Here is an 11,981-nt window from a genome sequence, read left to right as displayed (position 1 = left end):
GGGCGTCAGCGGTCCGTGCGCCCCTGTCCGCTTAGATACATCGGCCATCCCAGAGCAGACCAGCAGAAATCCACCCAAGAGTGACCTTCAGGCCGCCTCGGCTGCATAGCTGAAACCAGAGGCCAGCAGCGGCCCGGCGTCCGCGGTCAAGACCGCGATACACCCATGAGTGTCAGGCGTGTAGCGTGCCCCCGACAGACCAATCACTGACCCTGTGCCAGCCGGAGCCACCAGCTCGATTGTCGAGCCCTCGGCCGCGCCGCTCGGCATCGACCACCCGTGGCGAGGGCTCTCCGAAACTGAGCTTGCCGCGGTCTGCCGACGGTAGAACTCGATCAGCCCCTCGCCCTGCAGGACGCTGGCCAGCGCGTTGAACGCGTCGGCGGCCGCGTCCACCTGGTCGTCGTGGCTTCCGGCCGGGAACATCCCCAGCTCCTCCAGGAACGCCTCGTTCCACCGCCCGCGCAGGAGCAGCACGCTGCCGACCTCGACCTGGCTGGACAGCGGCTTGGCGCGCACCTCCTTCGCGCCGGTCGGTGCCACCGCACTGACGATGAAGCCCGCGAGCGCCGTGACGTAGTCCTCGGCCTGCGCGATGCCAGTCTGCCCCGCATCCTTCGGGATGCGGACGCCCACCGCAGCCCCGTCCTGGCCCGCGGTGTTGATCAGCCGCTGGCGGACCTTGCCCGGCGTCTCGCGGACCCGGACCGCGTCGGCGATGTAGAACCGCTTGTCCGCCCCGCGACCCATCTTCACGCCGACCGTCCAGTCCGGATCGGCGCCGGGCCGCTTCCTCGTGCCGGCGAAGTCCCAGGCGCGCACCCACTTCTCGATCGGCGGCAGCGCGTCGACGATCCCGAACCCCGCCCGGTCGAACAGCCCGCCCTCGCGCGGCGCCGGCCGCTGCTGGAACTGGCCGGCCACCGTGTTGGCGGCGAGCGGGACCTTGTCGCGCTCGACCGCGGCCCGCGGGAAGCGCGCGGGGAACAGCAGTTCGCCGCCCAGCGTGCGCGGATCCGCCGGGATGGTGCTCGCCGAGTCCGATCTCAGCCATCAGGCGGCCGCCGGTTCCTGCCCCCGCAGGACGCCTTCGCGGTCCTGTTCTTCGTCTCCGTCGGCATGATGTTCGATCCGGGCATCCTCCTGCGCGCGCCGCTCTCAATCCTGGCGGTGCTCGGCGTGATCATGATCGGCAAGCCCCTCGCGGCCGTCGCCATCGTGCTGGCCTTCCGGCACCCGCTGGGCACCGCCCTGACGATCGCCGCGAGCCTCGCCCAGATCGGCGAGTTCTCCTTCATCCCGGTGTCGCCCGGGCTGTCGCTGAAGCTCCTGCCCGAGGAAGGGCGCAACCTGATCCTGGGGGGAGCGCTGCTGTCGATCACGCTCAACCCGCGCTTCTACGCCCTGGCGGCGCGGATCGAGCAGATCTTCGCCGGCCGGCCGGACCTCGCGGCCCGGTTCGAGCGCGAGGACGTGGTCGATGTCGCCGTCTCGGGCAGGGCGCCGCCACGACGGAACCACGTCGTGATCGTCGGATTCGGGTGGGTCGGCAGCAGCATCGGCGCGACGCTGGAGACCTGGGACATGCCCGACGACGGGGTGGAGCGCGACCGGCGCCGTGTGCTGGCCCTCGGCATGTCCTTCTACGCGCTGCGCAGCCTCGGCGTGCGGGAGGGCGAGGCCCGCGTCTTCATCGACACGGCCCGCGCGGAGAGCCGGAGCGACGCGGGGCGGGCCGGTGAAGGGGACACCCGAACTGCGCCATCAGCACGGTCGCGACGGGGCGGACCTGTCCTGATGCCGGCCGGTTTGGCCGCGCACCGGCGCGGCGGCGGACCGCCGCAGGAGAGACACCGACGCCGCCCCGGAACCGGCGCCGTCAGAGGTAGCTCAGGACCGGCCAAGCCGAGCTTCGCTTCAGGCGCACCATGGCGCGGCACGCCAGCCAGAGGGGGCCGCTCACGGCGGCCGCGATGAGCCAGAGCGCGAGGGGCGAGCCGGCCTCCACACGTCCCGACGCCCCGGCGAGGCCCAGCGCCGCAGCGCCGTCGTAGAGGAGACGCAGCAGCGCGAGGTGCAGCAGGTAGAAGAACAGCGGCGCGCCGCCGAGGACGCGCAGGCCGCCGAGGAGCCGCTGCGGCAGCGTCTCGAACAGCGCCAGAAGGCAGAGGCCGAGCCCGAGGGTCAGCAGCAGGAAATCGGCCGAGGGCGGGTACTTGGTCAGGTTGACGAAGGACAGCGCGGTGGCGAGCGGCGAGGGCCCCGGCTGCCACGGTACCGGCTCGCCGTAACCGTTGAGCGCGCGCAGGGCGAGGAATGCGACCAGGGAGGCCGCACCCAGCCCGAGGAGTCCTGCGCGCCGGCGCGCGGCGTCGGCGCTGCCGGCGAAGAGCGGCGCGAGGGCGTAGCCCGCCGCGATCACACCGATCCAGGGCAGGAGCGGGTACGAGGTCCGCGCCGAACCGCCCCAGGGCAGCGCGATCATCCCGCGGTGGTGCAGAATCGACCAGAGCACGTAGCCCGGCTCGTCCGCCCGGATCACGACCCCGTCGAGCAGGTTGTGGCCGAGCATGAGCGCCAGGGCTCCGGCCACGAGGGCGACCCGCGGCAGCCAGAGCAGCCCGGCCAGCGCCACCATGCAGAGGCCGATCACCCAGATCACCTGCAGGTACAGGATGGGCGGCCGGACGCTGCCGGCCCAGGCGAAGTTGACGAGCGTCACCTCCAGCAGGATCAGGAGCAGCCCGCGCTTGAGCAGGAAGGCGGCGGCCGCCCGCGCGCCGTGCTTCTGCCCGTAGAGGCCGGCCGAGAGGCCGGTGAGCAGGACGAAGACCGGCGCGCAGAGGTGTGAGGCCGCCCGCGTCAGGAACAGGTCGGGCGGCGTCGCCGCGAGGTCCATCGGGTCGCGGACCTGGGCGTGCAGGTAGAAGAATTCCCGCACGTGGTCGACGAGCATCAGCAGCATCACCAGCCCCCGCAGGGCGTCGATGGAGCCGACGCGCCGGGACGCCGCCGGGCTGCCGGTCGTGGCGGCAGGGGCCGTGGAACGGGAGACCATCAGAAGCGCGCCGTCATGCTCGGGATCACACACCCTGGCTCGCCGCCTGCGACCCAGACGGCGTTGGCGAAGCGCTCGTAGCAGGTCGCGGCGACTTTGTTGCCGACGTCGTGCCCGAGACGAGCGTCGCGGCGCGGTCACGGGCCGGCGTGCCGGTCGACGCGGGGCCGGGAGCCGGAGCGGCCGGTCCGTGGGGGCGTGGTCCAGCCGCAGCAGGACGATCCCGCTCTCCGCCACGCAACCGTCGCGGGCGCGCGTCCCGTCCGTCCGATCGATCGCCGTGTCCCGGGCGCTGGCGGCCAGCCCGGATTACCGTATCGGCCGTTCCCGGGCGTACCGGATCGGCGGCCGACCCACGTGCCGGGCGAAGGCGACGCTGAACGTGCTCGCCGAACTGTAGCCCACCCGTTCGGCCACCTCGGCCATCCCGACCGACTCGCGGCCCAGCAGATCCTTCGCCAGCGCCATCCGCCACGCCAGCAGGTACGCCATCGGCGTGACCCCGACCGCGCGGCGGAACCGCTCGAAGAACGTGGACCGGGAGAGGCCGGCCTCCCGCGCGAGGTCGGCCACCGTCCAGCTCTCCGTCGGCCGGTCGTGCATCCGCCGCAGGGCGACGGCGAGCCGGTCGTCGGCGAGGCCGCGCAACAATCCCGCGGGCGCCCCCGGTCCCGCGGTGGCGCGAAGCGCCTCGATCAGCACCACCTCGAGCAGCCGGGCCAAGACCACGTCGCGGCCTGGCCGGTCGGCGCGGGTTTCCTCGTTCACGAGGCCGAGCAGCGTCGTCAGCCGCGCCGCGCCGCGCACGTGCACGTATCGGGGCAGCAGCGACACGAGCAGATCCGCGTCGTCCGACGCGAAGACGCAGTGGCCCACGAGCATCCGGACATTCGGCGGCGCCTCCGGGTTACCGAGCCGGAACACGCCGGGACTCACCTCGACGGGAGGCAGCGCGGCGCCCCGCGGGGGCGGATCGAGGCTGGTGGTGGTGAACGCGTGGGCCGCGGGAATGAGGACGAAGTCGCCCTCTCCGAGCACGATCCCGGCCTCGCCGTCGATCGCGAGGCGGCACCCGCCCTCGAGGACGGCGGCGTAGAACGGCCGCCCGGCATCCGCGCGCCGCACTGCCCAGAGATCGGATCCGGTGACGCGCTTCGACAGCGAGGCGCTCGGCCGCAGGAGGCCGACGACCTGGGTGAGCGGATCGGGCATTCTCGGACGCTCGCCAATGTAAACCGGACGCTTCCACGTATCAGGTCCGGGACACCCTCCCTATCACCCCGCTGCACCTCGCACGGGAGCTTCCATGAACACGATCCTGATCACCGGCTGCTCGTCCGGCTTCGGCCTGGAGACGGCCCGCGCCTTCCTCGAACGGGGCTGGCGGGTGGTCGCCACGATGCGCCGGCCGCGGGGCGACCTGCTGCCGCCGTCCGATCGTCTCAGCATCCTGCCGCTGGACGTCACCGACCGCGACAGCATCGCCCGCGCGGTCGCGGCGGCCGGACCGGTCGACGTGCTGGTCAACAACGCGGGCGTCGGGCTCCTGAACGCGCTGGAGGGCGTCTCGATGGACGCCGCGCGGGCGGTGTTCGAGACCAATACCCTCGGCACCATCGCGATGACCCGGGCCGTACTGCCGCAATTCCGGCAGCGCCGCGCGGGTGCGGTCATCAACGTCACGTCGAGCGTGACGCAGCGCCCGCTGCATCTGCTGTCCGTCTACACAGCGAGCAAGGCGGCGGTGAACGCCTTCACCGAGTCCCTGGCGCTGGAGCTCGAACCGTTCGGCGTGCGCGCGCGGCTGGTCATTCCCGGCCGCGCCCCGGAGACCGCGTTCGGCGCCAACGCCCGCGCCCGCATGGGGATGGACATCCCCGAGCCCTACGCGGCGCTGGCCGCGCAGGTCTTCGCGGGCTTGCGAGAGGCGAGCGAGGCGCTGACACGGCCCTCGGACGTGGTGGAGGCGGTGTGGCGCGCGGCGACGGATCCGGACTGCCCCATGCGCCTGCCCGCCGGTGCCGACGCGCTGGCCTGGGCCAGAGCGGGCTGAGGGCGGCGAACCGCGCCCGCGCCGGGCGTGGGGCCGGGGCGCCGACGCGGGAGGCCGGGTTCAGGACGGATCCGGGAGCGCGCCGGCCTTCCGGCGCGGGCTCAGGACCCGATGCAGGATCCGGCTGAGCTGCTCGGCCGAATAGGGCTTGTGCAGCAACGTGAAGCCGTGGGCGTCCGACCGGGCGAGCACGTGGCTGTAGCCCGACGTCAGCACCACGGGCACCTGCGGCGCGCGCTGCTGAAGCTCCTGCGCGAGCGCGACGCCGCCCATGCCCGGCATCACCACATCGGAGAAGACCAGGTCGAACCGGTTCCCCGCCCGGCCGAGCTCGTCCAGCGCCTCCTCGGCGTTGGCCGCCCAGGTCGGCTGGTAACCCAGATCCTCCAGGATCTGCGTCGCGAACTGCCCGACGCCGACATTGTCCTCGACGACCAGGACCCGCTGACCGGTCCCGAGCGGCGCGAGGTCCGCATCCTGCGGGCGGTCGCCGGCGGGCCGCTCGTCGGCCGACACTTCGGGCAGGTAGAGCGTGAACGCGGTGCCCGTGCCGAGGGTGCTGCGCACGTCGACGTCGCCGCCCGACTGCTTGGCGAAGCCGAACACCTGGGACAGGCCGAGCCCGGTCCCCCTGCCGACCTCCTTGGTGGTGAAGAACGGCTCGAAGATCCGCCCGATCTGGTCCGGCGGGATCCCCGTGCCCGTGTCGATCAGCGACACGGCCGCGAAAGGATTCTGGGAGCCGGCATGGCCGCGGATTGCCGGCAGGGCCGCGCCGCAGGTCACGCGCAGGATCAGCGTGCCTTCACCGTCCATGGCGTCGCGGGCGTTGACCGCCATGTTGACCAGCGCGGTCTCGAACTGGCTCACATCCGCCCGGACGAGGCAGGTCGCCTCCGGCACCTCGGTCACGACCTGCACCCGCGCGCCCGTCAGCGTGTCGAGCATGTCGGCGATCGCCCGAACCCTCTGGCCGACATCGAAGACCTCGGGCTTGAGGGCCTGACGGCGCGCGAAGGCCAGCAACTGACCCGTGAGCTTCGCGGCCCGCTCGACGGTCTCGGAGACCGCGTCGAGGTAGCGGCGCTTGCGGACCTCCGGCAGGTCGGGCCGGCGCAGGAAGTCGACGGACGAGCGGATGATCGTCAGCAGGTTGTTGAAGTCGTGCGCCACGCCGCCGGTGAGCTGACCGACCGCCTCCAGCTTCTGGGACTGGCGCAGCGCTTCCTGCGCCTGGGCCAGCTCGGCCAGGCCGCGCAGCCGCTCGGTGACGTCCATGACGAACTGGTAGCAGCCCGTCCGCTCGCCCCGCGCGTCGCGCAGCGTGCGGAAGCTGATCTCGTAGGAGGGGCGGGCCCGGTCGGCAGCGCCGAATTCCTGGACCAGGGTGATCTCCTCGCCGGCGAGGCCGCGCCCCCACAACGCCCGGACCTGCGCTTGGTGCTCGGGCTGGTCGGCCAGCAGGTCGAGCATGTTATCGCCCACCTTCGGCATCACGCCGTAGATGCGCTCGAACTCGTCGGCATTCGCCTTGTTGATCGCCAGGATGTTGTAGTCGAGATCGGCCGCCATCACCATGATGTCGGTTCTCTCGACGATGGTGGCGAAGAGGTTGCGCTCGGCCGTGCGCTCGGAGACCTGCGCCTCCAGGGTCTCGTTCAGGTGCTGGAGGCGGCGCTCGCTGTCGGCCAGCCGCTGCTCGGCCTCCTTGCGCCGGCTGAGATCGGCCGTGACGATCAGCAGGCTCTTGAGCTTGCCGTCCGCGTCGTCGAGACGCCGGATGCTGCTGCTGGCCCAGAGCGAGGTGCCGTCCGGGCGGAGATACCGCTTGTCGAGGGCGATGCTGTGGTCGGCCTCGAGGGCCTGCGCCATCGCGGCCGCGCTCGGCGGCAGGTCCGCGGGGTCGGTCACGTCGGCGATGCCGAGCCGCAACAGCGCGTCGGCCGGGCGTCCCAGGATGCGGCACAATTCGGTGTTGACCCGCAGGAAGCGTCCGCTGGCGTCCACCTCGGACAGGCCGACGGAGGCGCCGGCGAAGATCGCCGCCAGGTGCTCCTCGCTCTTGCGCAGGGCCGCCTCGGCGCGGGCGCGCTCGATCGCCGCCTTCACGCGCTCGCCGACGTCGCGGATCAGGTTCCCCTCGGCGGTGGTCCAGGCGCGCGGGACCGCGCTCTGCACCGCCAGCAGGCTGACCCACTCCGCGCCGCGGAACAGCACGACGTCGACGAAGGCGGCGACCTCGCGGGACCCGAGGCCGGCGCGCGCCGCGTCGCTGAACCGGGGATCGGCGGCCACGTCCTCGACCGCGACCACGGTCCCGTCGCGGTAGGCGGCCAGGAGGTCAGGACCGAACGCCGCCAGGGAATGCTCCCCGACGATCGAGCCGACGCCCCGGGCGTATTCCCGCTCGACCTTCATCAGGCTGCCGCCGATCTCGGCGTAGAAGACGCGGCTCGCGCCGAGTCGCTCGCCGAGGCGACGCGAGGCCACCTCGACGATCTCCGTCGACGCGGTCAGCGGGCGGAGCGTGTCGCTGAGTTCCAGCAGGAAGGATTGCCGCTCCTCGTTGTCCCGGCGCGACGCCTCCGTCTCGCGCGGACGGCGCGCGACGGGCCCCTGGTTGGCGATCGCGGTGCAGGTCCCGCACAGGCCGGCGACGCGCCCCGCCGTGTCCCGGACGGGCACGAGGGAGAGGGAGAAGCGCGTCGCGTCCGCACCGGCGCGGCCGTGGAGGACGTGCCCGACATCCGCCGCATGGACCGGCCGGCCGGAATAGGCCCTGTCCACGAGGGGCGCGAGACCGCCCTCGATTTCGCGCCAGACCGCGAGGTAGTCCCGGCCGAGCGCCGCGGGATGCCGGTCGCCCAGGATCTGCGCGTAGAGATCGTTGTACAGAAGCCGCCGCTCCGGGCCCCAGACGATGAACATCGGCTGGTTCGAGCCGACCATGACCCCGGTGAGGGTCGTCAGGGATTCGGGCCAGGAGAACAGCGCGCCGAGGGGCGTGCGGTCCCAGTCGTGGGCGCGCAGGAGCACGCCCATGGCGCCGGCATCGGCGAGGAAGGCCGGGGCGCGGATCGTGGCGTCAGATCTCCCGTGCATGGCGTCCTGAGGCGGCTTCGACGGGCATCGGGGTTCCTCGGGCGACGGGGACGGATGCCGGTCTCGCCCGATCCGTCGGGCGGCCAGCCGCGGTGTGGCGCGCACCAGCGAGTCGTCGAGCGGTGGGGTCTCGGCGAGGGTCGACCCGGTCCGTTCGATCGTCGGGGCGGCATCGCGCGTCTGGTCGCCCGGCATGCCAGAGCGGTCCCACGAGACGCCGGGCTTGTCAAAGCCCGTTCTCGATCGCCGGGCCCGATCGCAGGATCCTGATGCCGGGAGGGACGGGACAAGGTCGGCCGCGCCGCGACCGGCATCGTCACGGGACGGCGGCCGGGCTGCGCGCCGGGTGGGCGGACGCGAGCTGGCGCCGCAGCGTCACCGCCAGGGCGTTCGAGCGCCACGGCCGCCGGACGATGTCGGCGACGGGAACCGCCGCGAGCATCTCCGGCTGCACCGCGTCGGGCGCCGACAGCGAGAGCACGATCGGCCGCCCGGAGATCCGTGCGGCCCGGTGCGCGAAGGCGATCCCCGAGAGTTCGGCGAGATCATTGTCGACGATCAGCAGATCGAACCGGCCCGGCTCCCGCCGAAGGACGGCGAGGGCGGCCTCCGGATCCGCGTATCCGACCGGCTCGTAGCCCAGCGCCGCCAGCGTCTCCTCGTCGTCCTGGACCGACCTGCGCGTGCGCCCGACCAGCATCACGGTCCCGCCGGCCGCCGCCCGCCCCGGGTCCTGCGGGATCACGGGCAGCCACACCGCGAAGGCGCTGCCCCTGTCCGGCGCGCTGCGCACGTCGAAGGCGCCGTCGTGCTCCTGAACGAACTCGAAGGCCGTGGCGAGACCCAGGCCGGTCCCGGCCGGGCGGGTGGTGAAGAACGGCTCGAAGATCCGCGCCAGCGTGGCCTCGTCCATGCCGCGGCCGGTATCGGACACGCGGATCCGGACATAGGCGCCGGGCGGCAGGGTGCCGTGGGTCAGGGCCCGGGCACCCGTCAGGGAGACCGGGTCGAGCCGCACGTCGACGGCCGCGCCCGGCTCGGAGGCCTGGACGGCGTTGCGGATCAGGTTGTGGATCACCTGCTGCAGCTGCGCCGGCTCGCCGCCGACGCGGGCGCCCTCCGCGCTGCCCGAGAGCTGGATCGTGGCCGGGCCCGGCGTGGAGGCTCGGATCTGCGCCACCGTCTCCAGGATCACCGCGTCGACCGCGCTGGTGCATCGCGAGGACCGCCCGCGGCGGCCGAAATCGAGGATCTGGCCGGCAATCTCGCGCGCGCGGCCGCCGGCCTTGACCAGCAGCCCGATATGCTCGACCGCCCGCCCGGGCTGGGCCGGCAGGGCGTCCCCGGCGATCTCGGCATGGCCCAGCATGACGTTGAGGACGTTGTTGATGTTGTGGGCGACGCCGCTGGCGAAGGTGCCGATGGCCTCCAGCCGCTGCGCGCGGCGCAGGGCCGCCTCGATCTCCCGGCGCTCGGCCCAGACATGCTGCCGCTCCAGGGCGGCCGCGAAGCTGTCGGCGACGACCTGCAGCAGGCCGCGCGAGTGCCGCAGCCACGGCGGCAGGCCCGAGGCGGTGCGCTCGAAGCACAGCAGGCCGACGATGTGATCGCCCCGGCGCAGCCGCGCGCAGGCCCACGAGACGACGCCGCGCGCGGCCAGGGACCGGCGCAGAGCCGGCGGCCCGGTCTCATCCGCCACCTCGACGAAGATGAGGTCGCTGGCGGCGGCCGCAACGTCGTGGACGAGGGCCTGCTGCGCCGCCGGCCAGCCGCTCGGCGGCGCGAGGCCGGGTCGGTTCCAGAGGTGCACCGCGCCGGTGCCGTCGAGCATGAGGACGTAGCCGTGATCCGTGTCGAGGCCCTCGCCAACGATGGCGAGGACGTCCACGATGCGCGTGGACGTTTCGTCGGGCTGGCTCGCCAGGAACCGGTTGGCCGCCTGCGCCACGACGGTCTGGAAGGCCACGGTCCGGCGCAGGATCCGGGTCCCGGCCCGCATCAGCAGACCCACGCGGACCACCAGGGCGAGGAGCGCGAGGGCGACGGCGTAGAGCGCGAGGCGGAACCCGTCCGCCCGGGCCTGGCGCCGGTCGCGGAGGCCGCGCTGGGCGTCCAGCAGCGCCTGGCGGGCCGCCTCGCTCGACGAGGCCGGCAGCGAGCGCGTGACCGCGTCGACCTGCGGCAGCAGTTCCAGGAGCTGGCGCCCGTGCAGGACGATCGCGTCGACGTCGGCGGCCCGGGCGGCCGCCCCGTCGGCGGCGTGCAGTGCCTCGAGGCGGGCGCGGATGTCGGCGAGGCGCTTGGGCGTCGAGTCGCGCACGAGTTCCGAGACGCGGATCTGGAGCGCGGCCACCGCGCGCGCGAGGCCGGGGGCGATGTCGGACTCGGACAGACGGTCGCTGAGCGAGTCGAAGTAGGCGATCGAGTTCTGCACCAGGGCGTTGCCGGTCTTGAACCGCTCGACCATCTCGGCCTCCCGGTCCACCGCCTCGGCCAGCGCCCGGACGTCGGCATCGCCGGCCTGGCGCGCCTGCAGGTCGGCCACGGCCTTCCGCATCTCGCGCAGGTGCGCGACGACCGGATCGTAGTTGCGCAGGAGCCCGGTCCGGGCCCGCAGCACGTCGTGCTGCATGCGCGACTCGGCCAGCGCCAGGGCGTCCACGGTCCGCTGGGTCGCCACGAAGGCGGCCTCCATCCCGCCATTGCCGTTGATCAGGAGCCATGTCAGCAGCCCCGCGAGCAGCGCGCCGAGCGTGACCGCCTGCAGGGTCAGTCTCATGGCCGCGGCGCGCCGGGCGCCGGCGGCGCGGTCAGAGGCCGGCCCTCGTAGGCGCCGGTCAGGGTCCCGAGGAAGGCGACGATCCCGTCGACCTGCGCCGGGGTGAGCTCCCGGCCGAGCTGCGCCCGCGCCATGAGCCGCACCGCCTCGGGGAGTGTGGCGATGCCGCCGTCGTCGAAGTAGGGCGCCGTGACCGCGACGTTGCGCAGGCTCGGCACCCGCAGCACCTCGCCGACCTTGTCGGGGATCGTGACGAAGATCCCGACCTTCTCGAACAGGTTGCCGCCGACATTGACGCCCTGGTGGCAGGACGCGCAGCCGATCCCCCGGAACAGGTCGTAGCCCGCCCGCTCCGCGTCGGTGATGGCGTGGGCGTCGCCGCGCAGCCAGCGGTCGAAGCGGCTGTCCGGGGTGAGGAGCGTGCGCTCGAAGCTGTTGATCGCGTCGATCACCGCCTCCCGGTCGGCCGCGCGCCCGTAGGCGGCCTGGAACATCGGGGCGAGCACCGGGTCGCCGCGGACCGTGTCGAGGATCCGGGGCCAGGAACCGCCCAGGAACTCGGGCCGCGTCAGGGCGAGCTCGGCCTGCTCCCGCAGCGTCGGGATGTCGCCGGCCCAGCCCAGGCGGAAGCTCAGCGCCGCGTTGAAGGCCGTGGGCGTGTTGCGCGGCACCGGCGTGCCGTCGGCGGTCAGGTTCCGGGGCACCGCGCTCGCGCCGCTGGCGCGGATGTCGTGGCAGGTGATGCAGGCCCGGTCGCCCCCGCGCGACAGCCGCGTGTCGGTGAAGAGCAGCCGGCCGATGGCGGAGCGGCCCGGGTCCGCCCCCAGGGTGCTGGGCACCGGCGTGATCACGCCCAGGGCATCCGCGGCCTCGGCGGAGACCGACGCGTCGGCTGGCCTCCCGTGGGCGGCCGCGGCTAGGATTGCGAGGGCGCTGCCGACGAGCGCCGCGACCGCGACGCGGCGTCGGCCGGGACGGGGCTTGGCCAC

8 protein-coding genes are annotated in these 11,981 nt (G+C 73.4%); 2 read left to right on the top strand and 6 right to left on the bottom strand.

The genetic code is table 11. The annotated features are described in order from the left end of the window. Positions 1-87: 87 nt before the first annotated feature. Entirely contained in the window at positions 88-924 is an 837-nt protein-coding gene (gene terL / locus MOTC310_RS03305) for a phage terminase large subunit (protein ID WP_331300785.1), read from the bottom strand. Between the two features lie 195 nt (positions 925-1,119). On the opposite strand from terL, the gene MOTC310_RS03300 reads away from it, so the two are divergent. After that, positions 1,120-1,977, top strand: a complete 858-nt coding sequence (locus MOTC310_RS03300) for a hypothetical protein (protein ID WP_419539851.1) — start codon at positions 1,120-1,122, stop codon at positions 1,975-1,977. Here MOTC310_RS03300 and MOTC310_RS03295 read toward each other — a convergent pair. Together MOTC310_RS03295 and MOTC310_RS03290 are read right to left on the bottom strand one after the other, a co-directional pair. Next, positions 1,880-3,058, bottom strand: a complete 1,179-nt coding sequence (locus tag MOTC310_RS03295; RefSeq protein ID WP_331300784.1) for an acetyltransferase domain-containing protein — start codon at positions 3,056-3,058, stop codon at positions 1,880-1,882. The genes MOTC310_RS03300 and MOTC310_RS03295 overlap by 98 nt on opposite strands. A gap of 309 nt (positions 3,059-3,367) precedes the next feature. Further along, complete coding sequence (locus tag MOTC310_RS03290; RefSeq protein WP_331300783.1) at positions 3,368-4,270, bottom strand: AraC family transcriptional regulator; 903 nt, start codon at positions 4,268-4,270, stop codon at positions 3,368-3,370. Between the two features lie 94 nt (positions 4,271-4,364). On the opposite strand from MOTC310_RS03290, the gene MOTC310_RS03285 reads away from it, so the two are divergent. Next, positions 4,365-5,111: an SDR family oxidoreductase gene (locus MOTC310_RS03285; protein ID WP_331300782.1), complete on the top strand. Its 747-nt coding sequence runs from the start codon at positions 4,365-4,367 to the stop codon at positions 5,109-5,111. Positions 5,112-5,171: 60 nt separating this feature from the next. Here MOTC310_RS03285 and MOTC310_RS03280 read toward each other — a convergent pair whose 3' ends face one another. The 3 genes from MOTC310_RS03280 to MOTC310_RS03270 form a co-directional block, all read right to left on the bottom strand. Continuing rightward, positions 5,172-8,213, bottom strand: a complete 3,042-nt coding sequence (locus tag MOTC310_RS03280; RefSeq protein WP_331300781.1) for a PAS domain-containing protein — start codon at positions 8,211-8,213, stop codon at positions 5,172-5,174. A gap of 316 nt (positions 8,214-8,529) precedes the next feature. Continuing rightward, a complete protein-coding gene (locus MOTC310_RS03275; protein ID WP_331300780.1) occupies positions 8,530-10,992 on the bottom strand; it encodes a two-component system VirA-like sensor kinase in 2,463 nt (820 codons plus the stop codon). Beyond that, positions 10,989-11,981, bottom strand: coding sequence for a cytochrome-c peroxidase (locus MOTC310_RS03270; protein WP_331300779.1), 993 nt, complete (start codon positions 11,979-11,981; stop codon positions 10,989-10,991). The genes MOTC310_RS03275 and MOTC310_RS03270 overlap by 4 nt, the downstream gene beginning before the upstream one ends.

This window comes from Methylobacterium oryzae, from assembly GCF_036441375.1.
Lineage (GTDB): Bacteria > Pseudomonadota > Alphaproteobacteria > Rhizobiales > Beijerinckiaceae > Methylobacterium > Methylobacterium oryzae_A.
Note: the sequence above shows the minus strand (reverse complement) of the source record. Positions and strands in the feature narration are given on the sequence as shown.